The sequence below is a fragment of the Cellulomonas alba genome, from assembly GCF_030362835.1.
GTDB classification, from domain to species: domain Bacteria; phylum Actinomycetota; class Actinomycetes; order Actinomycetales; family Cellulomonadaceae; genus Cellulomonas; species Cellulomonas alba.
This window is the reverse complement of record NZ_JAUCGQ010000003.1, coordinates 210,552-233,061: the sequence shown is the minus strand read 5'-3', so window position 1 is coordinate 233,061 and position 22,510 is coordinate 210,552. Positions and strand designations below refer to the sequence as shown.

Annotated in this window: 18 protein-coding genes; 11 read left to right on the top strand and 7 right to left on the bottom strand. The window is 73.9% G+C overall.

Annotated features, from left to right (window positions below):
• Positions 1-4: 4 nt before the first annotated feature.
• The 10 genes from QRT04_RS16060 to QRT04_RS16015 all read left to right on the top strand — a co-directional run bounded on the left by QRT04_RS16060 (position 5) and on the right by QRT04_RS16015 (position 14,009).
• A complete protein-coding gene (locus QRT04_RS16060; protein ID WP_289456637.1) occupies positions 5-793 on the top strand; it encodes an ABC transporter ATP-binding protein in 789 nt (262 codons plus the stop codon).
• A gap of 132 nt (positions 794-925) precedes the next feature.
• Positions 926-1,366, top strand: a complete 441-nt coding sequence (locus tag QRT04_RS16055) for an NfeD family protein (protein WP_289456635.1) — start codon at positions 926-928, stop codon at positions 1,364-1,366.
• Complete coding sequence (locus tag QRT04_RS16050; protein WP_289456633.1) at positions 1,366-2,616, top strand: SPFH domain-containing protein; 1,251 nt, start codon at positions 1,366-1,368, stop codon at positions 2,614-2,616. The genes QRT04_RS16055 and QRT04_RS16050 overlap by 1 nt, the downstream gene beginning before the upstream one ends.
• A gap of 410 nt (positions 2,617-3,026) precedes the next feature.
• Positions 3,027-3,788 (top strand): TetR/AcrR family transcriptional regulator, encoded by a 762-nt coding sequence (locus QRT04_RS16045; protein WP_289456630.1) that lies wholly within the window; start codon positions 3,027-3,029, stop codon positions 3,786-3,788.
• Position 3,789: 1 nt separating this feature from the next.
• The gene (locus QRT04_RS16040; RefSeq protein WP_289456627.1) at positions 3,790-5,532 is read left to right on the top strand and encodes an ABC transporter ATP-binding protein; all 1,743 of its coding nucleotides are present in this window, start codon (positions 3,790-3,792) and stop codon (positions 5,530-5,532) included.
• A complete protein-coding gene (locus QRT04_RS16035; protein WP_407653653.1) occupies positions 5,529-7,535 on the top strand; it encodes an ABC transporter ATP-binding protein in 2,007 nt (668 codons plus the stop codon). The genes QRT04_RS16040 and QRT04_RS16035 overlap by 4 nt, the downstream gene beginning before the upstream one ends.
• 189 nt (positions 7,536-7,724) lie before the next feature.
• Positions 7,725-8,822: a lytic polysaccharide monooxygenase gene (locus tag QRT04_RS16030; RefSeq protein WP_289456625.1), complete on the top strand. Its 1,098-nt coding sequence runs from the start codon at positions 7,725-7,727 to the stop codon at positions 8,820-8,822.
• Positions 8,823-8,968: 146 nt separating this feature from the next.
• Positions 8,969-11,848, top strand: a complete 2,880-nt coding sequence (locus QRT04_RS16025; protein WP_289456623.1) for a hypothetical protein — start codon at positions 8,969-8,971, stop codon at positions 11,846-11,848.
• Positions 11,849-11,857: 9 nt separating this feature from the next.
• Positions 11,858-13,171, top strand: a complete 1,314-nt coding sequence (locus QRT04_RS16020; RefSeq protein WP_289456621.1) for an MFS transporter — start codon at positions 11,858-11,860, stop codon at positions 13,169-13,171.
• Between the two features lie 4 nt (positions 13,172-13,175).
• Entirely contained in the window at positions 13,176-14,009 is an 834-nt protein-coding gene (locus QRT04_RS16015; RefSeq protein ID WP_289456619.1) for a TrmH family RNA methyltransferase, read from the top strand.
• 31 nt (positions 14,010-14,040) lie between these two features.
• Here the strand turns inward: QRT04_RS16015 and QRT04_RS16010 are convergent, their stop codons facing one another.
• Complete coding sequence (locus QRT04_RS16010) at positions 14,041-14,616, bottom strand: YbaK/EbsC family protein (RefSeq protein WP_289456617.1); 576 nt, start codon at positions 14,614-14,616, stop codon at positions 14,041-14,043.
• A gap of 129 nt (positions 14,617-14,745) precedes the next feature.
• Between QRT04_RS16010 and QRT04_RS16005 the strand changes: the two genes are divergently transcribed.
• Positions 14,746-16,263, top strand: coding sequence for an MFS transporter (locus QRT04_RS16005; protein WP_289456615.1), 1,518 nt, complete (start codon positions 14,746-14,748; stop codon positions 16,261-16,263).
• Positions 16,264-16,332: 69 nt separating this feature from the next.
• Here the strand turns inward: QRT04_RS16005 and QRT04_RS16000 are convergent, their stop codons facing one another.
• The 6 genes from QRT04_RS16000 to QRT04_RS15975 all read right to left on the bottom strand — a co-directional run bounded on the left by QRT04_RS16000 (position 16,333) and on the right by QRT04_RS15975 (position 22,189).
• Positions 16,333-17,679, bottom strand: a complete 1,347-nt coding sequence (locus QRT04_RS16000) for a dipeptidase (protein WP_289456613.1) — start codon at positions 17,677-17,679, stop codon at positions 16,333-16,335.
• 3 nt (positions 17,680-17,682) lie between these two features.
• Positions 17,683-18,129: a hypothetical protein gene (locus QRT04_RS15995; protein ID WP_289456612.1), complete on the bottom strand. Its 447-nt coding sequence runs from the start codon at positions 18,127-18,129 to the stop codon at positions 17,683-17,685.
• Complete coding sequence (locus QRT04_RS15990; protein WP_289456610.1) at positions 18,126-19,616, bottom strand: APC family permease; 1,491 nt, start codon at positions 19,614-19,616, stop codon at positions 18,126-18,128. The genes QRT04_RS15995 and QRT04_RS15990 overlap by 4 nt, the downstream gene beginning before the upstream one ends.
• A gap of 138 nt (positions 19,617-19,754) precedes the next feature.
• Positions 19,755-20,885 carry an aminopeptidase P family protein gene (locus tag QRT04_RS15985; protein WP_289456608.1) on the bottom strand — a complete coding sequence of 377 codons (1,131 nt, stop codon included), beginning with the start codon at positions 20,883-20,885 and terminating at the stop codon, positions 19,755-19,757.
• 46 nt (positions 20,886-20,931) lie between these two features.
• Positions 20,932-21,471 (bottom strand): YbhB/YbcL family Raf kinase inhibitor-like protein, encoded by a 540-nt coding sequence (locus QRT04_RS15980; protein ID WP_289456606.1) that lies wholly within the window; start codon positions 21,469-21,471, stop codon positions 20,932-20,934.
• Between the two features lie 10 nt (positions 21,472-21,481).
• Positions 21,482-22,189, bottom strand: coding sequence for a Pr6Pr family membrane protein (locus QRT04_RS15975; RefSeq protein WP_289456605.1), 708 nt, complete (start codon positions 22,187-22,189; stop codon positions 21,482-21,484).
• Positions 22,190-22,510 lie beyond the last annotated feature (321 nt).

Below are 22,510 nucleotides of genomic sequence, written 5' to 3'. Positions count from 1 at the left end.
GCCCATGACCGACGTGCTCGACCTGCAGGGCGTGACGATCCGCCGGGGGACGACGACCATCCTCGACGGGCTGACGTGGACCGTGCAGGAGGGCGAGCGCTGGGTCGTGCTGGGTCGCAACGGCGCGGGCAAGACGACGATGCTGCAGGTCGCGTCGGGTCGGATGCACCCGACCGCGGGCGTCGCGCGGCTGCTCGGCGCGCAGCTCGGCAAGGTCGACGTGTTCGAGCTGCGGCCCCGCATCGGGCTGTCGAGCGCCGCGCTCGCGGACCGCATCCCGCCGGGCGAGACGGTGCGCGACGTCGTGCTCACCGCGGCGTACGGCGTCACCGGCCGGTGGCGCGAGGCGTACGAGCAGCTCGACGAGTCGCGTGCCGCGGACCTGCTGCGCGCGTTCGGCATGGACGGGTTCGCCGACCGCTACTTCGGCACGCTGAGCGAGGGCGAGCGCAAGCGCGTGCAGATCGCGCGCGCCCTGATGAGCGACCCCGAGCTACTGCTGCTCGACGAGCCGGCCGCGGGCCTCGACCTCGGCGGGCGCGAGGAGCTCGTCGCGGCGCTCGCAGAGCTCGCGAACGACCGCCGCTCGCCCGTGCTCGTGCTCGTGACGCACCACGTCGAGGAGATCCCGCCCGGCTTCACGCACCTGCTGCTGCTGCGCGACGGCACGGCGTTCGCGGCCGGCTCGATCGCCGAGACGCTGACCGACGAGAACCTCTCGGGCGCGTTCGGGCTGCCCCTCGTCATCGACCGCGTGGGCGACCGCTGGACGGCCCGGGCCGGCGCGCGCTGATCCGCTCCGTGCGGATGGTCCCCGCGCGAAGCCACCCGGCCGTACGCCCACGAAAAGGCAAAGGACAGGCCTAGGATCGGTACGAGGGCGCCGCACCGACTGCGGCGCGTCGAACCGAGGGGGTCGCCTGCGATGGGGTGGCTGTGGTGGGTCGGAGCGGCGCTGCTGTTCGGCATCCTGGAGATGGCGTCGCTCGATCTCGTCTTCGCGATGCTGGCGGGTGGTGCCGTCGCCGGCGCGGTCGCCTACGCGCTCGGGGCGCCCGTCTGGCTCCAGTGCGTCGTCGCCGCCGTGTGCGCGCTGCTCATGCTGTTCGTGCTGCGGCCCTGGCTCCTGCACCGGCTCCGTGAGCGCGTCGACCTCGTCGAGACGAACGCCGCGGCGCTGGTCGGCCGTGAGGCCGTCGCGTTGTCGACCGTCACGCCCGAAGGTGGCCGCGTGAAGATCGGTGGAGAGGTCTGGAGCGCCCGCGTCGCCGACGAGGGCGCCGCTCCCATCCCACCGGGCGCGCCGGTGCGCGTCGCCCGGATCGACGGCGCGACGGCAGTCGTCGCGCCCAGCCTGGAGGTCTGATGGATTCGTCGTCGATCGGCGGGGGGCAGATCGCCCTGATCGTCCTCGCCGCGCTCGTCCTGCTGTTCGTCATCATCGCGATCTTCCGGGCCATCCGGATCGTGCCGCAGGCGGTGGCGATGGTGGTCGAGCGGCTCGGCCGGTACTCGCGCACGCTCGACGCGGGCCTGCACCTGCTGATCCCGTTCGTCGACAAGGTGCGCGCGGGCGTCGACCTCCGCGAGCAGGTCGTGTCGTTCCCGCCGCAGCCCGTGATCACCTCGGACAACCTGGTCGTGAGCATCGACACGGTGATCTACTTCCAGGTCACCGAGCCGAGGGCCGCGGTCTACGAGATCGCGAACTACATCACCGGCATCGAGCAGCTCACCGTCACGACGCTGCGTAACGTCATCGGCTCGATGGACCTCGAGCAGACGCTGACGAGCCGCGACCAGATCAACGGCCAGCTGCGCGGCGTGCTCGACGAGGCGACGGGCAAGTGGGGAATCCGCGTCAGCCGCGTCGAGCTCAAGTCGATCGACCCGCCCGAGAGCATCAAGGGCTCGATGGAGCAGCAGATGCGCGCCGAACGCGACCGCCGCGCCGCGATCCTCACGGCCGAGGGCGTGAAGCAGTCGCAGATCCTCACCGCCGAGGGCGAGAAGCAGTCGGCGATCCTGCGCGCCGAGGGTGGCGCGCAGGCGGCGATCCTCACCGCCGAGGGTGAGGCCCGCGCGATCCTGCAGGTCTTCGACGCGGTGCACCGCGGCGACGCCGACCCGAAGCTCCTGGCGTACCAGTACCTGCAGGCGCTGCCGAAGATCGCGTCGAGCCCGTCGAACACGATGTGGTTCCTGCCGTCCGAGCTCACGGGCGCGCTCAACCAGTTCGCGCGCGGCTTCCTCGGCGGCGGCGGAGGCCCGGGGCCCGAAGGCGGCGAGGAGCGGCCGGCCGGGACCTCGCCGATCACGGACCTGCCGCCGACGGCCCTCACCGACCCGGCCGAGGCGCTCGCCGAGGCGCGTCGCGAGTCCGCCGCCGCGACCGCCGACGCGACCGCGTCGGGCACCCGCACCGGCCTGCCGTTCGACCCCGCCGCGGAGATCGGCCAGCGTCCGGGCCGTGGGCCCGCCGCGGGCCTCGTGCCGCCGGCCCCGCTGATCCCGCCCGACCCGGACATCCCGCCGGTGCCGCCGATCCCGGACGTGCCGGAGGAGACGCTGGCCGAGCCCCGCGACGACGAGCCGGGTCAGCCGCAGCAGTACTGACGCCCGGACGGGCGAGATCGCGCACCCCGAGCGACGGACCGATCGCCCGCGGTGCGCGATCTCGCCCGCGCTGCGCCGCGTCGCCCACGGTGCGCGATCTCGCCCGCGGTGCGCCGCGTCGCCCGCGGTGCGCGATCTCGCCCGCGGTGTGGCCGCGGACGCCCCGCGACGACGCGCCGGGCCAGCCGCAGCAGTCCTGACGCCCGGACGGGCGAGATCGCGCACCCCGAGCGACGGACCGGTCGCCCGCGGTCCGCGATCTCGCCCGCGGTGCGCGGCGTCGGTCGCGGTGCGTGGTCTCGGTCGTCGTGCGTGATCCCGCCCGGTCGTGGCGTACGGGAGGGGGTGTTCGCTCTGAGCGAACACAATGACCTCGCGGAGTGAGTGCTCACTCAGTTAGCGTCGGGCCCATGAGCGAGACCACCGGCGACGAGCGGCCCGGCGCGGGCCGGTCCGGGCGCGCGGCGCCGCTGCCGCCTGACGAGCGTCGCGCCGCGATCCTGCGCCACGTCCGACCGCTGCTCCTCGAGCGCGGCGTCAGCGTCACGACGCGCGAGCTGGCGGAGGCCGCGGGCGTCGCCGAGGGCACGCTGTTCCGCGTCTTCGCGGACAAGCTGACGCTCATCGGCGAGGCCGCATTCGCGGCGGTGGACCCCGCCGGCGCGATCCCGCTCATCGACGCGATCGACCGCCGGCTGCCGCTGCGCGAGCGCCTCGTCGCGCTGCTCGAGATCGGCTTCACGCGCGTCGGCGACACGATGCGGTGGATGGCGGTCCTGCACGAGCTCGGCAAGGTCGACCCGCGCCCGGCCGCCGAGCGCGACACGGCGGCCAAGGAGGGCTGGGCGCGCTGGACGCGTCGCCAGACCGAGAGCGAGGGCGCGGTCCGTGCGGCCGCCGCGCGCGTGTTCGAGGGCGACGACGAGGCGCTGACGGTGCCCGCCGCGCAGGCGGCCGAGCTGCTCAACGTCGTCCTGGTCGGTGCGTCCGTGCGCCTCGTCGACGCCCGCCGCCGGGGCGTCGAGCCCGTCCCGATCGAGACCGGCACCCTCGTCGACCTGTTCCTGCACGGCGTGCTCGCCGACCGCGGCGAGGCGTCCCCGTCCGGAGCGCCGCCGCCCGTCGCGACCGCTCCCGCCCCGACGTCCCCCGAACCCGAGAGGGTGGCCTGACATGACGCTGCTCCGCCTGCTCCGCGAGCACCTGAGCCCGTACCGGACGGGGGTCGTCGCCGTCGTGGTGCTCCAGATGGCCCAGGTCCTCATGACGCTGTACCTGCCGAGCCTCAACGCGAAGATCATCGACAACGGCGTCATCAAGGGCGACACCGACTACATCCTGCGCACCGGAGCCCTGATGCTCGCCGTCAGCCTCGTGCAGGTGGTGTGCGCCGTCGCGGCGGTCTACTTCGGCGCGCGCACCGCGATGCAGCTCGGTCGCGACGTGCGCGGGCGGCTGTTCGGCCACGTGCAGACGTTCTCCCAGCAGGAGGTCGGCCGGTTCGGTGCGCCGACGCTCATCACGCGGACCACGAACGACGTGCAGCAGGTCCAGATGGTCACGCTGATGACGTTCACCATGATGATCATGGCGCCGCTGCTGCTGGTCGGCGGCGTCGTGATGGCCCTGCGCGAGGACGTCGCGCTGTCGAGCGTGCTGCTCGTGTCGGTGCCCGTCCTGGGCATCGTCGTCGGGCTGATCATCAGCCGGATGATCCCGTTCTTCCGGTCGATGCAGAAGCGGATCGACGCGATCAACCGCGTCATGCGCGAGCAGATCACCGGCATCCGGGTGGTGCGTGCGTTCGTGCGCGAGGACCGGGAGCGCGCACGGTTCGAGACCGCCAACCGCGACCTGTTCGACGCGTCGCTCGCTACCGGCCGGCTGATGGCGCTGATGTTCCCGCTCGTCATGTTCGTGCTCAACGCCACGACCGTGTCGGTGCTGTGGTTCGGCGGCCACCGGATCGATGCGGGCGACATGCAGATCGGGCAGCTCACGGCGTTCATCACCTACATCGCCTACATCCTCATGGCCGTGATGATGTCGACGATGATGTTCGTGATGTTCCCGCGGGCGGTGGTGTCCGGGGATCGGATCGGCGAGGTGCTCGGCACGGGCACGAGCGTGCTGCCGCCGATCGAGGCCGCGGGCTTCGCGGGCGGGGTCCCGCGCGGGCTCGTCGAGCTGCGCGACGTCGAGTTCCGGTACCCCGGGGCCGAGAGCGCGGTGCTGCACGGCGTCGACCTCGTGGCCGAGCCCGGCCGGACCACCGCGATCATCGGCTCGACCGGCTCGGGCAAGACGACGCTCGTCAACCTGGTGCCGCGGCTGTTCGACGTGACGGGCGGCGCGGTGCTCATCGGCGGTGTCGACGTGCGCGACCTCGACCCGGACGTGCTCTGGAACGAGATCGGGCTCGTGCCGCAGAAGCCGTACCTGTTCGCAGGCACGGTCCGGACCAACCTCGAGTACGGGCGCGAGGGGGCCACCGACGAGGAGCTGTGGCACGCGCTGGAGGTGGCGCAGGCGCGGGACTTCGTCGAGGCGCTGCCCGACGGGCTCGACGCGCCGATCTCGCAGGGCGGCACGAACGTCTCGGGCGGCCAGCGACAACGGCTCGCGATCGCCCGTGCGCTCGTCAGGCGTCCGGCGGTCTACCTGTTCGACGACTCGTTCTCGGCGCTCGACTACGCCACCGACGCGGCCCTGCGTGCGGCGCTCGTCCCGGAGACGAGGGACTCGACCGTGCTGGTCGTCGCGCAGCGCGTCGCGACCATCCGGCACGCCGACCGCATCGTCGTGCTCGAGGACGGCGCCGTGGTCGGCGTCGGCACCCACGAGGAGCTCCTGGCGAGCTCCGAGACGTACCGCGAGATCGTGTTCTCGCAGCTCAGTGCGGAGGAGGCGGCGTGAGCGCGCAGCAGAAGGCGCCGCAGGCGCCGGCGGCCGGGGCGCGGCTGCCGCAGGGGGCGCGCGGCCGCGGGCCGGGCGCGTGGATGGGCGCCGCGGGCATGCCGGGCGAGAAGTCGATGAACTTCACGCAGTCGGGCGCGCGGTTCCTGCGCATGCTCCGCCCCGAGCGGGTGCCGGTCGCGCTCGTCATGGTGTTCGCCGTCGCGTCGGTCACGCTCGCCGTGATCGGGCCCAAGCTGCTCGGCAACGCGACGAACCTCATCTTCGACGGCGTGGTCGGGCGCCAGCTCGGTCAGGTCGTACCGCCCGGCACGACGCAGGAGCAGGCGATCGAGTACCTGCGCGTCCACGGCCAGGGCACGCAGGCCGACATGCTCTCCGCGATGAACGTCGTGCCCGGCCAGGGCATCGACTTCCACGCGCTCGCCTCGCTGCTCATGGTCGTCCTGGCCGTGTACGTCGGCTCGTTCCTGTTCGGCTGGCTGCAGGGGCGCATCAACGCCGGCATCGTGCAGCGCACGGTCTTCCGCCTGCGCGAGCAGGTCGAGGACAAGCTGTCCCGGCTGCCGCTCAGCTACGTCGACGGCCAGCAGCGCGGCGAGCTGCTCTCGCGTGTCACGAACGACATCGACAACGTGGCGCAGACGCTCCAGCAGACGCTGTCGCAGATCGTCACGTCGGTGCTGACCGTGGTCGGCGTGCTCGGCGTGATGTTCTGGATCTCGCCGTGGCTCGCGCTGATCGCGCTCGTCACCGTGCCGCTGTCGATCTGGATCGCCGCCGTGATCGCGAAGCGGTCCCGGCCGCAGTTCATGCAGCAGTGGGCGCACACCGGCACGCTGAACGCCCACATCGAGGAGATGTACACGGGCCACTCGCTCGTCACGGTGTTCGGCCACCAGCGGGAGGCCGCGCGGACGTTCGACGAGCGGAACGCGGCGCTCTACGACGCGAGCTTCAAGGCGCAGTTCATCTCGGGCACGATCCAGCCGGTGCTCGGCTTCGTGGCGAACGTGAACTACCTGATCGTCGCCGTGGTCGGCGGCCTGTGGGTCGCGTCGGGGACGATGACGATCGGCGACGTGCAGGCGTTCATCCAGTACTCGCGCCAGTTCAGCCAGCCGATCTCGATGCTCGCCTCGATGGCGAACCTGCTGCAGTCGGGCGTCGCGTCGGTCGAGCGCGTCTTCGAGCTTCTCGACGCGCCTGAGCAAGAGAGGGACCCCGAGCCGCCGGCGCGGCTCGCGCAGCCCGTGCGCGGGCGGGTCGAGTTCGAGCACGTCGCGTTCAGCTACTCGCCCGACACCCCGCTGATCGAGGACCTTTCCCTCGTCGCGGAGCCCGGGCAGACGATCGCGATCGTCGGGCCGACGGGCGCGGGCAAGACGACGCTCGTCAACCTGATCATGCGGTTCTACGAGGTTGACCGCGGCCGGATCCTGCTCGACGGCGTCGACACGCGCGAGCTGACGCGCCACGACCTGCGGGACGAGATCGGCATGGTCCTGCAGGACACCTGGCTGTTCGGCGGGACGATCGGCGAGAACGTCGCGTACGGCGTGGACGGTGCGACGCACGACCAGATCGTCGCGGCGGCGGAGGCGACCCACGTCGACCGGTTCGTGCGCACGCTGCCCGACGGCTACGACACGGTCGTCGACGACGAGGGCGCGAACATCTCGGCGGGGGAGAAGCAGCTCCTGACGATCGCGCGCGCGTTCCTCGCCGACCCGGCGATCCTCATCCTCGACGAGGCCACGTCGTCGGTCGACACGCGCACCGAGGTGCTCGTGCAGCAGGCGATGAACGCGCTGCGCGCGGGCCGGACGTCGTTCGTCATCGCGCACCGGCTCTCGACCATCCGGGACGCCGACACGATCCTGGTGATGGAGCACGGCGCGATCGTCGAGCAGGGCTCGCACGAGGGACTGCTCGCGGCCGACGGGGCGTACGCGCGGCTCTACCGCAGCCAGTTCGCGGCCGCCGCCACCGAGGAGGTCTGAGAACCGAGCGGCGGGCGTCCCGACAGGTCGGGGCGTCCGCCGCTCGGTTTCGGGTCGTGGAGCGAAACGGTTATCCGGGTACCCCGGCAGGGCGGCCCCGACGACCGTGGTCGGACCGCGCCCGCCGACGTGCGTGGCCCCGCGCGCGGGCCCGCCCCGGTACGGCGCACCGACCCTCCAGGAGGAACGATGCGACGATCTTCACGCCTGCGACGGCTCGCGCTCACGCTGCCCGTCGCGCTGGCCGCGAGCCTCGGCGTCGCGGCCCTGACCGCGCCCGCCGCAAGCGCCCACGGCTCGGTCACCGACCCGCCGACGCGCAACTACGGCTGCTGGCAGCGGTGGGGCAGCGGTGACAACTGGGAGGACCCGGCCCTCCAGGGCAAGGACCCCATGTGCTACGGCGCCTTCCGCGCGAACCCCGACGACATCTGGAACTGGAACGGCCTGTACGTCAACGGCATGGCGGGCCAGTTCCAGGCGAACATCCCCGACGGCCAGCTCTGCTCGGGCGGCCCGATGGCCGACCCGCGCTACAAGTACCTCGACACGCCCGGCCCGTGGGTCGCGAAGGACGAGTCGACGACGTTCCACCTGACCCTCACCGACTCCGCGAAGCACGGCGCGGACTACCTGCTGATCTACGTCACCAAGCCGGGCTACGACCCGACGACGAAGGCGCTCGCGTGGTCCGACCTCGAGCTGGTCAAGAAGACGGGCTCGTACCCGACGACCGGCGACTACGAGACGGACGTGACGGTGCCCGAGGCGGGCCGCACCGGGCGCGCGATCGTCTACACGATCTGGCAGGCCAGCCACATGGACCAGTCCTACTTCCTGTGCAGCGACGTGAACTTCACGGGGAGCGGGACGGGCACGCCGCCGGTGACGACGCCGCCTGTGACGACGCCCCCGGTGACGACTCCGCCCGTCACGACGCCCCCGGTGACGACGCCGCCCGTGACGACGCCTCCGGTCACGACGCCGCCCGTGACCACGCCGCCCCCAGCGGGCACCGGCTGCAAGGCGACCGTGACGCTCGCGTCGACCTGGCCCGGCGGCTACCAGGCCGACGTCAAGGTGACCGCGGGCTCCGCGGCGATCAAGGGCTGGAAGGTCCAGGTCGGCGGCGCGACGATCTCGCAGGCGTGGAACGGCACGCTCTCGGGCAGCACGATCACGAACGCCGCGTGGAACGGCTCGGTCGCCGCCGGGGCGTCGACCTCGGCCGGTTTCCTCGGCACGGGGTCGCCCGGCACGCTGACGGGCACGTGCACCGCGTCGTGATCGGACGGCGGGGCTAGACCGGTTCCGAGACGGACGAGCACGGAAACCGGGGCGAACCGGGAGATAGCGGGCCGCGCGGCCGGGCGGTAGCGTCCGGACGTGCGGCCCGCGTGTGCCCGGCGCCGCCCGGCGAAGGGGGCGCCACGATGCCCGAGCGGGATGCGACCCGCGAGCCCGACGTGCTGGAGCTGCGCATCCACGGCGTGTCCAACACCCCTCCCGCCGCGATGCTCGGCCTGCGCGCCGAGCAGGTCGTGCAGGTCGACGGCGACGACCTCGGCAGCTTCTGGGTCGCGCGCCCCGGCGTCGACGACCCGCACGGGCCACCGCACGGCGTGCGTCGCGAGGCGTACTCGTGGGGCGCGATGGCGCGACTGTCGACCGTGCCAGGCCTCGGCAAGGTCTCCGGGACGATCGCCGGCGTGATCCGCGCGCTGTGGGTGCTGATCATCCCGTTCGGGTTCGCGAACGTGGCGTACTGGTCGCGCGACCTCGAGGAACCTACCGGCCGCCGGTCGTCCGCCAGCGGGGGCGTGGTGCGGCTGTTCGGGCTGCTCCTGACGCTGCTGGTCGTGACGACGACCGCGACCGTGACGCTCGGGGTGGTGGCGGCGCAGTGCTACACGCCGCGCGCGACGCTGCCCGGCACCTCCGTCGAGTACGTGATGCGGTGCACGGCACTGCCGTCAGCGCTCGACTCGTGGGCGCGGTGGGCGACCGGCGTGCGCACCGCGGCGTACGCGGCCGTGGCGGCGGGCGCGCTGATCGTGCTCGGCGTGATCGGCTCGACCGGGCTCGTGCGGTACGAGCCGCGCGAGTCGACGACCAAGGCGCGCGGCCTGGGCGCACGCGGCAGCGCGCGTCAGCAGCGGTGGCCGGTCCTGGCCCGCCCGCAGTTCTGGAACCGCGCGATGCGGTCCGGCGAGCTGTGGCTCCTGCACCTCGCCGCGTCGCTGGGCGCGCTGACCGCGATGCTCGCGTGGCACTTCCTGTACCGCGACCGCGACGGCTGCCAGGTCGCCACCGGCTTCGGGGCGAAGGGCTGCTTCGGCGGCACGTTCGACGCGGCGGGTCGCGGCTGGTCGCTGCTCGTGATCGGCGGCGTCGCGGTCGTCGTCGCGGTGGCGGTGCGGGTGACGGCGTTGCGCCTCGACCCGATGCGTCCCCCGCCGCCCGAGCGTGACGAGGCGGAGCGGCGCGCGCGCGTCGCGGAGGCGCGGTCCAGCGAGCGGAGGTCCGCACGCTGGCGGCTGCTCGCCGTGCTGCTGTCCGCCCTCGCGCTCGCGCTCTTCGTCGCATGCGACATCGCCGTCGCGAACACGCCCGACGGGGCGCTGGAGGGATCGGCCGGGCGCGCCGACGTGCCGTTCGTCGGGCTCGACCCGGTGCCCCGCGCCATCGTCACGCTGCTCCTGCTGCTGTGCGTCGTCGGCGCCGGGGCTCGCGCGCGGGTGCGCGCCTGGTTGTGGGCGCCGATCGTCGTGCTCGCGCCGGTCGCCGTCGGGGTCGCGGTGCTGTGGCCGGACGCCGGCGCGGCGCGGTGGCTGCGGTGGGCCGCGGCGGCGCTCGCGGCGGTCCTCGTCGTCGTGGTGCTCGTCGCGTCCGTGCGACGCAGGGGCGTCGCGCACCGCGAGGGCTGGGCCGGGCGCGGGCCCTTCGTGTTCCTCGCGATCGCCGCGGGCTTCGCGATGCTGCTCTCGGCCGCGACGGTGGTCGGCGTCGTCGCGTGGCTGCAGGGACCGGGCGCGCCGGAGAACGCCGCGGTGCCGCCGGGCGTCGCGAGCGCGCTGGCCACGGTCGACGCGAACGACCGGCTGCGCACGCCCGTGACGGTCGAGGTCCCGCACGCGGCCGTGCTCGTGACGCCGCACGGCTACTCGCAGTTCGCCGTCGCGAGCGTCGCAGGGCTCGCGGTGTTCGTGCTCGTGGTGCTGACGCTGGGCGCGCGGATGCTCGCCGGGTCGCGCACGCCGATCCCCGTCGTCCCGCCCGCACCGCGCCACGACGTCGCCGGTGCGGGGGCCCTGCTGCCGGGTCTCGTGGCGGGGCTGGTGGCGGAGCTCGGCCCGGACGAGACGCGCGCGGTGCAGCGCGGGCGGCACCGGGCGGCGTTCGCGCAGCGCGCCGAGGGGATCGTGGGCGTGCTCTCGTGGATCCTGCTCGCGGCGCTCGTGCTCGCGATCGTGCTGCCGGACCCGACCGCGACGTACGGCGGTTTCGCCGGCCACGCATGGGCGTTCGGCGTCCAGTGGTCGACCGCGGCGGTGACCGCGAGCGTGGGCCTACTGATCACGAGCGTGGTGCTCGCCGGGTCGAAGAAGTCGCTGGCCCGGCCGTGGGGCCTGCTTTGGGACCTGATGTGCTTCCTGCCGCGGGCGGCGCACCCGTTCGCGCCGCCCTGCTACACCGAGCGCGTGGTGCCCGAGTTGCGCTCGCGGATCGACCGGTGGCTCGGCGACGACGGCACGCCGTCGCGGCCCGGGCGCACCGTGGTGCTGTCGGCGCACAGCCTGGGCGGCGTGATCGCGGTGGCGGCGCTCCTCGCCCGCTGGGATGGCCCACGGGGCGACGCCGACCCGCGCGTCGCCCTGCTGACGTACGGCACGCAGCTGCGCGCGTATTTCGGGCGGTTCTTCCCCGAGCTGTTCGGCCCCGCGGTGCTCGGCACCCGGTCGGCGCCCGCGCCGCACGTGTGGCGGCTCGACCCATGGACGCGCGCGCCGGCCACGGCGAACCCGCCGGGGTACACGCTCGTCGACTCGCTGACGGGCCGCGGGCGCACCACGCGGTGGCGGAGCCTGTGGCGGCGCACGGACTTCATCGGCTTCCCGGTCGACGACTACGTGCCGACGCCGCGGCGGATCGACCACCTCGCGTCGGAGATCGCGCCGGACACGTACATGCTCGCCGTGGCCGCACACAGCGGGTACCCCGAGACCGCGCAGTACGCGGTGCAGCTGGGCGTGATGATCGACGAGCTGAGGCTCCTAGGACGGCGGTCGAATCGATCCATCCCGGGCCCGTAGGCTCGTCGTGTGACGACCCCCGCGGCCCGCCGCGACCCCAGCCCGCACCCCTCCGAGGGCGACGGCCGCACCGGGTTCGAGCGCGACCGCATGACGATCGCGTTCTACTCGTGCTTCGTCGTCTGGGGCTGGCTGCTCTACAGCTTCAACCCCAGCGTGCCGCTGCTCGCGGAGGACCTGGGCATCTCGGACGCGCAGGCGGGCCTGCACGGCACCGCGATGGCGGTCGGCGGCATCGTCGCGGCGTTCGTGACGCCGCGGCTCGTCGTGCGACGTGGTCGGCGCGCGACCCTGCTCCTCGCGTGCGGGCTCGTGGCAGTGGGGATCGTCGCGCTCGTCTCGGCGCCGACGCTCGCCTGGAGCCTGACCGCGATGCTCGCGCTCGCGCTCGGCGGCAACGCGATGATCAGCTGCGCCCAGGTCGGGCTCGCGCTGCGCCACGGTCGCACCGCGAGCGCGGCGATCACCGAGGCGAACGGCGTCGGCTCGTCGCTCGGCCTGGTCGGGCCGATCGCCGTCGGCGCGTGCGTCGCGATCGGTTGGGGGTGGCGTCCGGCCGTGCTCGTCACCGCCGCGCTCGCCGTCACCGCGGCGGTGCTGAACCGGCTCGTGCCCGTCGGCGGCCCGATGACGCCGCGCGCGCCGCGCCGCCCGGAGCACCTGGTCGCCGTGCCGCCCGTCGTCCCGGTGCCGATGGACGCCGACGCCATCGTGGCGCCGCACGAGGACACGCCGGGCCGCCACCGGTTCGGGCTGCCGTCCTGGTGCTTCCTCGGCGGCGTGGTCGCCGCGATCGCGATCGAGAACGCGACGACCTACTGGTCGACCAACCTGGTGCGCGAGCAGACCGGCGCCGGCGCGGGGATCGCGACCGCCACGACCGCGGGGCTCGTCGCCGGCATGTCGCTGATCCGGTTCGTCGTCGGGCCCCTGTCGCTGCGCGTGCCTCCTGCCGCGCTGCTGTCCGGCGCGTTCGGTGTCGCGATCGTCGGCTGGGCCATCGTGTGGACGGCGCACGAGACGTGGGTCGCGATCGCCGGGCTGTTCGTCGCGGGGCTCGGGTACGGCGCGCAGTACCCGCTGTCGATCGCGCTGCTGCTCGAGACGGCGCCCGGGGCGAGCGACGCCGCGCAGGCGCGCGCCACGCTCGCGGGCGGCCTCGCGATCGGCGTCGCGCCGTTCCTGCTCGGCGCGCTCGCCGATGCCGTCGGCACGCACACCGCGTTCGTGGTCGTGCCCTGCTTCGCCGTGCTCGGCGGCCTCGCGACCGCGTTCGGCGGCGTGCTCGTGCACCGGTCGCACGCCGCAAGGCTGCGAGGATGACGCCGTGCCGCGTCCCGACCTGCAGCCCGTCACCGACCCCGCCGACGAGCGGCTCGCCGACTACGTCTCGCTGACCGACGTCGCGCTGCGCTCGCGCCACGAGCCCGCCAAGGGCCTCTACATCGCGGAGAGCTCGACGGTGCTGAGCCGCGCGCTGGCCGCCGGGCACCGGCCGCGGTCGGTGCTGCTCGCGCCGCGGTGGGTGCCGGACCTCGAGCGGATGCTCGCCGCGCTCCCGTCCGACGACGGCTCGACCGTGCCGGTCTACGTCGCCGAGGAGCCCGTGCTCGAGGCGATCACCGGCTTCCACGTGCACCGCGGCGCGCTCGCGGCGATGCACCGCCCGCCGCTGCGACCCGTGGCCGAGGTGCTGGCGGGTGCGCGCCGCGTCGCGGTGCTCGAGGACGTCGTGGACCACACCAACGTCGGCGCCGCCTTCCGCTCTGCCGCGGCGCTCGGCGTCGACGCCGTGCTCGTGACACCCCGCTGCGCCGACCCGCTCTACCGCCGGTCGGTGCGCGTGTCGATGGGCACCGTGTTCCAGGTGCCGTGGACGCGGGTCGACCCGTGGCCGGGCGGGATCGAGGAGCTGCGGTCGCTGGGGTTCGTGACGGCGTCGCTCGCGCTCTCCGACGACGCGATCACGCTCGACGACCTCGTCGCCGACCTGCCCGACCGGCTCGCGCTCGTGCTCGGTGCCGAGGGCCACGGGCTCAAGGCAGAGACGGTCGCGGCGACCGACCTCGTGGTGCGGATCCCGATGGCCGGGGGTGTCGACTCCCTCAACGTCGCGGCGGCCGGCGCGGTCGCGTTCTGGGCGACGCGGCCCCGGGGCTGACGGGCGGCCGCCGGAACCTCGTGCGTCGCGGTCAGCCGATCGCGAGCCCCTCGACGACCTCGACCCACGGCGCCCGCGCCAGCAGCGCCCCGGGCAGCGCGAGCTTCGACCCGCGGATGCCGCTGCCGAGCACGACGACGTCGCCCGCCTCGTCGTCGGGCGCGACCACCCGCGCGTCGACCAGCACGCGGTAGCCGTCCGGCAGGCCGACCGGCGTGATGCCGCCGTACTCCATGCCGGACTCCTCGACCGCGCGGTCCATCGGCAGGAACGACGCCTTGCGCACGTCGAGCAGGCGCTTGACGGCGTTGTTGACGTCGGCCCGCGTCGTGGCACGGACCACGGCGGCGGCGATCCGCTCGTCGCCCTCCCGCTTGCCGGCGACGAGCACGCAGTTCGCGGACGCGGCCGGCGGCAGCGCGTAGGCCTCGGTAAGTGCGGCCGTGTCCGACATCGCGGGGTCGATCGGCGCGACGAGCACGGCGTCGGCGACCGCGGGCTCGTCGACGGCCCACGCGGCGATCGCGGCGGCCGTCGAGGGGGCGAGCAGGTCGGGGTGGTCGAGCGCGCGCGACCAGGTCAGCGAACCGAGCGTCAGGATCGTCACGCGGGCAGGCTAACGCGCGCGGACTCCTCGTCTGCCCGGCGGCCCGCGCGCTGCGGCGTGGGCCGCCGGCGGCACCTCGCCCGCACCGGGTGAGGCGCGCGCCGCAGGCACGTCCCTAGCCTCGCTCACATGAGCGACGCCACGGTCAAGGCGACGGCAGGGGGTGTGCTCGCGGCGACGTGCCTGTCGACCCTGGTGGTCAACGCGAACACGTCCGCCGTGAGCATCCTGCTCCCGGCGATCAGCGAGGACACGGGCACGAGCGTCACGACCCTGCAGTGGGCCGTCACCGGGTACTCGCTCGTGGGCGCCGCGGTGATCATCACGTCGGGCGCGCTGGGGGACGTGTTCGGCCGCAAGCGCGTGTTCCAGCTGGGCCTGCTGCTGTTCGTCGCGTCGTGCGTGCTCATCGCGCTGTCGTCGTCCGGCGGGATGGTCATCGCCGGCCGCTTCATCCAGGGCGCGGCGGGCGCGACGATCCTCGCGTGCGGGCTGAGCCTGCTGTCCGTCGCCAACAGCGGCGAGGCGCAGCTGCGGGCGGTGTCGCTGTGGGGTGCGGCCGCGGCGGTCGGCGCAGCGGCGGGACCGCTGCTGGGCGGGTTCCTCGTCGGCGTCACCGGCTGGCAGGGGCTGTTCTGGGTCGACGCCGTCGTCGGCGCGCTGTGCGTGGTCCTGACGTTCTTCCGGGTCGCGGAGTCGCGTGACCCGAACCGGTCGCGGTCCATCGACTACGCGGGCTCGCTGCTCGTCGCGCTCACGCTCGCGCCGTTCATCCTCGCGCTCAGCAAGGGCAGCGCGTGGGGCTGGGGTTCCCTCGCGACGATCGGGTGCTTCGTGCTCGCGGTCGTGGCGGGCTGGCTCTTCGTGGTCGTCGAGCGGCGCGTCGACGTGCCGCTGCTGGACCTCGCGCTGCTGCGCAACCGCGTGCTCGTCGGCTCGACGATCGCGATCCTCATCGGCGCCGGCACCATCAACGGCCTCATGTACCTGCTCAGCCTCTACTTCCAGGACCCCGCCATCCTCGGCTTCAGCCCGCTCGAGGCCGGCGTCGCGACGCTGCCCGCGACCGTGGGTCTCGTGGCCGTCGCGCCGCTCGTGCCGCGGCTCGCGGCGCGGTTCGGGCCCCGGCAGGTCGTCGCGCTGGGCTTCCTGCTGACGGCGATCGGCTTCGCGGTCGTCGGCGTCGTGCAGGCGGACTGGAAGTACAGCGCCTTCGTCCTGCCGCTCGTCGCGATCGCGGTCGGCATGGGGCTGACGAACGGGCCGGCGTCGTCCGCGTCGACGGCCTGCGTGTCGCCGAACCAGGTGGGCGCGGCGTCGGGCGTCTCGAACATGGCGCGGTACGTCGGCGCGGCCGTCGCCACGGCGCTCGCGGCGTCGATCTACGGCTCGGTGATCGCGAACCGGACGGCGAAGGGCGCCACGACCGCGGACGCGCTCGCCTCGGGCCTCGGGGCGGCGTCGTGGGTCATGGCGGCGTTCAGCGTCGTCGGGCTCGCGATGGCGGTGCTCATGGGCCGGTTCCGCAGCAAGCGCGAGGGCACGGCCTACGAGGCGGCGGCCGCCGCCGCGTCGTCGACGCACACGATCCCACCCGCGCCGGCGCCCGCAGCCCCGGCGGCACGCGAGCCGCAGCCCGCGGGCTGACGGCGGAGCAGCCCGACCGGACGCGTCGACCTCCGCGGCTGCCGCACCGTGGGCGCGTCGGCCGGTGCGTCAGCCGTGCGCCCCGGCGTACCGCTGCAGGAACAGCGCCTCGACGAGCGCCATGTGCGCGATCTCCGACGGGTCGACGCTCTCGTTCGGCGCGTGGATCAGCGCCTGCGGCTCCTCGACGCCCATCAGGAACAGCTCGGCGTCCGGGTAGGTCTCGGCGAGCACGGTGCACAGCGGGATCGACCCGCCCTGGCCGAGCGTCGCCATCGGCCGGCCGTACGCCTCCTGCATCGCGGCCGACATCGCGGCGTACGCCGGTCCGTCCGTGCGCGCCCGGAACGGCGAGCCCACCGCCTCGGTCTCGACGGTGACGCGGACCCCCCACGGCGCCGCGGCGGCCAGGTGCGCGCGCAGCGCACGCTCGGCGGCCCGGGGGTCGGTGCCGGGTGGGATGCGCAGGTTGAGCCGCGCGCGGGCGGTGGGGGAGATCGCCGCCGCGGAGCCCAGCACCGGCGGCGCGTCGATGCCGAGGATCGTCAGCGCGGGCCGCGCCCAGAGCATGTCGGAGACGGTCCCGCTGCCGAGCAGCTCGATGCCGTCGAGGAGGCCCGCGTCCGCGCGGAACTGGTCGGTCGGGTACGGCTCGCCGGTCCACGTCGCGCCGTGGTCGAGACCGGCGACGGTCGTGTCGCCGGCCTCGTCGCGCAGGGACGCCAGGATGGCGACCAGGGCCGCGAGCGCGTCCGGAGCCGGGCCGCCGAACATGCCGGAGTGGATCTCGGAGGCCAGCGCCTCGACCCCGACGACCACGTTGACCATCCCGCGCAGGCTCACGGTCGCGGCCGGCACCCCGACCGCGGCGTTGCCGGTGTCGGCCACGAGGATCGCGTCGGCGCGCAGCAGGTCGGCGTTCGGCGGGACGAAGGCCTCGAGGCCGCCCGTGCCCTGCTCCTCCGAGCCCTCGACGACGAGCTTCAGGTTGACCGGGACGTCGTGGCCGAGCGCCCGCAGCGCGGTCAGGTGCATGACGATGTTGCCCTTGCAGTCGGCCGCGCCGCGGCCGTACCAGCGGCCGTCCGACTCGGTCAGCGCGAAGGGCGGCGTCCGCCACGCGTCGTCGTTCAGCGGCGGCTGCACGTCGTAGTGCGCGTACAGCAGGACTGTCGGCGCGTCGGGGTCGCCGCAGGGGCGCGACCCGACGACCGCCTGGCTCCCGTCGGCCGTCTCGGCGAGATGCGCGTCCCTGAACCCCACGGCCGCGAACGCGTCCAGCACCCACTGCGCCGCGCGGGCACACTCTTCCGGCGGGTACTGCCGTGCGTCGGCGACCGACGGGATCGCGACGAGCTCGGCGAGGTCGGTGCGCGCCTGCCCCATGAGCCCGTCGACGCGCTCGCGCAGCCCCACCGGTCAGCTCCGCACGGTGTCGGCGAGCTTGAGGCCGTCGACGAAGTCCTGGAACCGGGCGAGCTCGTCCGGGCAGTAGATCGTGATGATCAGCAGCTGCCCACGGACCACGCGGTTGTCGGCGATGAGCGGGCGCATGCCGGGGCCGGCGGCGCCGTTCATCATCTGGCTGAACAGCGTGCCCTTCGCGAGCGCGCTCGTCGGGTCCTGGCAGGTCGCCCCGCCGTCGTCGCCGAGGACCCGCACGACCTGGTCCTTCTGCGGGGTCCTGGCGCCGGTGGCGGCCAGCGCGGCGATGAGCTGGTCGGCCTTGTCGCTCGCCGCCTGCGACTCCTTCGCCGCGCTGAACGTCGCGAGCCCGACGACCACGAGGCCCACGAGGACGACGATCGCGGTGACGTAGATCCAGGTCCGGCTCCGGACCGGCTGCTGCTCGTTCACGGTGCTCATGCCGCGCTCACCGCCGCGTCGTCGGCCGACAGCTCGGCGTCGGGGAGCTTCCACGACGGCTTGCGCGACCGGTAGAACAGCCACGGGACGAGCAGGCCGAGCCCGAGCGCGCCACCCGCGACGATCAGCAGGTAGACCCCGGCGTTGCCCGACGCGAACTGCGACGGCGGGATGAACCCGACGACGATGGCGGCGAGCGAGGCGACGAATCCGACGCCGCACAGCGTGCCGAGCAGCGGCGCCTTGAACCCGCGCGGGTGGTCGGGGTGGCGCCGGCGCAGCCGCACCGCGGCGACGAACATCAGCAGGTACATGATCAGGTACACCTGCGTGGTGATCACCGAGAAGATCCAGTACGCGCTCGACACGTTGGGGATCAGCGCGTAGCCGAGGGCGATCACCGTGGTGACGACGCCCTGCGTCACGAGGATGTTCTGCTGCACGCCGTTCTTGTTGAGCCGCTGCAGGTACGGCGGCAGGTAGCCCTCCTGGCGCGAGATCAGCAGCAGGCCCTTCGACGGGCCGGCGAGCCAGGTGAGCATGCCGCCGACCGAGGCCGTGACGAGCATGACGCCGATGATCGGCGTCAGCCACTGCGACCCGAAGTACGCGAACACCGCGTCGAACGCCTGCATGATCCCCGCGGTGAGCGAGAGCTGGTCGGCCGGGACGATCCAGCTGATGGCGAGCGCCGGGAGGATGAAGATCAGCAGGACGAGCCCCATCGCGAGGAACATCGACCTCGGGAACTCGCGCGCCGGGCTGCGCAGCGAGCCGACGTGCACCGCGTTCATCTCCATGCCGGAGTACGACAGGAAGTTGTTGACGATCAGCACCAGGCTCGACAGACCGGCCCACGCCGGCAGCAGGTGCTCGGCCGTCATCGGCGCGGCCGACGGGTTCCCCTGGCCGAGGAACACGATGCCGAGCGTCACCAGCAGCACGCCCGGGATGAGCGTGCCGATGATGAGGCCGCCGCTCGCGAGGCCGGCGACGCCCTTCGTCCCGCGGGACGACACCCACACGCCGGACCAGTACACGACGACGATGACGAGCGCGGTCCACACGCCGCTCGTCGCGAGGGCGGGGTTGATGACGTACGCGAGCGTGCTCGCCACGAACCCGAGCAGGCTCGGGTAGTAGAAGATCGTCATCGCGAACTGGCACCAGACGGCCAGGAAGCCCATCGGCTTCGACACGCCCTCCGACACCCACTTGTAGACGCCGCCCTGCCACCCGGACGCGAGCTCGGCCGAGACGAGGGACGTCGGCAGCAGGAACACGATCGCGGGCACGAGGTACAGGAAGACGCACGCGAGGCCGTAGACCGCCATGGTGGGCGCGGCCCGGAGGCTCGCCACCGAGCTCGTCGTCATCAGGGCCAGCGCGACCCACGAGATGTACGCCCGTGCGGGCACCTTGGCCCGGGCGGTGGTCGTCGCCGCGGCCGGCAGCGGCTCGCCGGCAGTCGCGTCGGCGGCGCTCATGCGTGCCGCCGACCTGTCATCGCTGCGAAGTCAGTGCGTGGCCGCATCTGGCCGCCCCCTCGTCACGTCCCGGGACCTCCGACGCGTCGATCGTCGGCCGCCGGCGCGGGGCGGGGCATCACCTGCGGCGGGTGACTCCTACTCGACGACGCGCAGCTCGCGGCTCGTCCGGTTGAGGCGTTCGACGCCGTCGGCCGTCACGGTGACGATGTCCTCGATCCGCACGCCGAACCGGCCCGCGAGGTAGACCCCGGGCTCGACCGAGAAGCACATGCCGGGCACGAGCGGTTGCTCCTCGCCCTCCACCATGTACGGCGGCTCGTGCGTCGTCACGCCGATGCCGTGGCCGGTCCGGTGGATGAACGCCTCGCCGTAACCCGCGTCGGTGATCACCGCGCGCGCGGCGCGGTCGACGTCCTGGCACGCGGCGCCCGGTCGGGCGGCGTCGACGCCCGCCTGCTGGGCGAGGCGGACCACCTCGTGCACGCGCCGGAGCTCGTCGCTCGGCTCGCCGACGCAGACGGTGCGCGTGGTGTCGGACCCGTACCCGTGCATGAGACCGCCGAAGTCGAGCACGACGGCGTCGCCGCGCGCGATCACGCGGTCGCCCGCCTCGTGGTGCGGGTTCGCCCCGTTGGGCCCCGAGCCGACGACGGTGAAGTCGACCTGCTCGTGGCCCGCCTCCCTCAGCAGTGCGGCGAGGTCCGCGGCGACCTCGGTCTCGCGCCGACCGGCGAACCGGTGGCCGACGATCTGGTCGTAGGTCGCGTCGGCCGCCGCGCCGGCCGCCGCGATGCGTGCGAGCTCGTCGGGGCCTTTGACGGCGCGCATCATCGGCAAGCAGTCGGTGAGCGCGCGGTAGCGGGAGCGGGGCAGCCGCTCCTGGAGGCCGAGCAGGTGGAGCGCCCACGCGGAGTCCGAGACGCCGTAGGTGCCGTCCGCGCGGAGCAGGGCAGCGGCCGCGGCATACGGGTCCGTCGCGTCGGCCCACGCCTGCAGGGCCAGCCCGCGCACACCCTCGGCGGCCTCGGCGTCCGGCCGCTCGAGGGCCGGGACGAGCAGCGTCGGCTCGTGGTCGCGCGCGAGCACGAGCACGGTGAGCCGCTCGGTGATCGCGGTCGGCCGGTAGCCGGTGAGCCACACGAGGTCCGGCCCGGGTGTGACGAGCACGCCGTCGAGGCCCTGCTCGGCGGCGTCCGCGAGGACGCGGGTCGCCCGGGCGCGGTAGTCGTCGGCGGTGAAGGGCGCGGGTGCGACGTGCGTCGTCATGACGTCTCCGTTCGGCGGCCGTGCGCCGCCCAGGGCGGGCGAGGGGTCAGCGCTGGTACGTCGCGACGAGCACCGCCCGCGCGAGCGTGTGGAACACGGCCATGGTGCTCACCGCACCGGGCATCGCGTCGGGGCCGACGCCGAGCGACGGCACGTCGAGCGCGTGCACCGCGAAGTAGTAGTGGTGCACCTGGTCGCCGGGGGGCGGCGCGGAGCCGCGGAACGCCTCGATGCCGTCGTCGCCGCGCAGCTGGAAAGCGCCCGACGGCAGGTCGGTCGCCTCGGGCGTGCCGGCGCCGCGCGGCAGCTCGGTGACGCTCGCGGGCAGGTCCACCACCGTCCAGTGCCACCAGCCGGCGGGGCCAGGCGCGTCGGGGTCGAAGCACGTGACGAGGAACGACCTCGTGGCGTCCGGGAAGCCGGACCACGCGAGGTGCGGCGAGACGTTCTGGCCGACCTCGGTGTTGGTGTGCACGTCGGGGATGCGCGCGCCGGGCGTGAGGTCGTCGCTGCGCAGGTCGAACGAGCCGGTGGCCGGGAGCAGCGAGTACGGGTCGGGGGCGGGTGGACGGTCGAGGGCGCTCATGGCGTCATCCTCACGCCGGGTCGACGGACGCGCGCGGGGACGGGTCCGCTGCTCCGGCCGGCGGCTCCGAGGTCGGAGGTGGCGCAGGCTCGTCGCGCGGTCCGATCAGCGTGCGGGCGGGCAGCAGGCGGTCGATGCCGACGAGCACGAGGCCGAGCACCCAGAACCCGACGCCGTAGATCAGGATGTTGAGCAGCAGGCCGCCGTAGCCGATGTCGTCGACGTCGATGAAGCCGTACGGGTACGCGCTGTCGGGGCTCACGACGCCGCGGACCACGATGAAGGCGATGTACGCGACGGGGTAGGCGAGCCAGGAGAGCGCGACCCGGATGCGCAGCCGGCGGTGCGGCACCATCAGCAGGAAGTGCACGAACGTCGCGATCGGCGCGAGCTGGTGCACCACCCCGACCTTCGTCAGGCCGAGCTCGATGATCTCGGCGCCCGGCGCCGGCGGGTCGAGGACGAACTGCGCGACGAGCGCCGTGATGAGCAGGTACAGCGTGACGGCGCCCCACAGCCACGGCTGCGGTCCGCGCCTGCGACCGAGCACGGCGACGGCGCCCCACACCATGACGACCGCCATCAGCAGGTTCGACTGGTCGGTGAAGTAGACGAAGTCCGTGAGGTGGAAGTACGGCCCGCTGCTCGGCGCCCAGAAGAGCGCGACGAGGGTGATCGCCGCGAGGGCGAGCCGGTAGAGGCCGACGACGACGGCCATGCGTCCTCCTTGACGAGCGGCCCGGGGCGCCCGGCGTCGGTGCGCGGGTGCGCCGGTGACGCTAGCCGACGCGGGTGGGGTGCGCCTGCGGCACGCCGGGTGCGCGGTGCGGGGGCGGTTCGGGCGCGGTGCGGGGGCGGTTCGGGGTGTGGCGGGGCGTGTGGGTCGGTGCTCGCCGGTCGGGGGTCGTGGCGCGTCCGGCGGGGGCGTACCGCCCGGTCCGTCGGGTGGTGGAGGCGGGCGGGGGAGCCCGATTGACGGCGGGGGGGATGTCAGCGTGTACTGGCATAATCGAACGCGTGTTCGACATCGCCGTCGGCG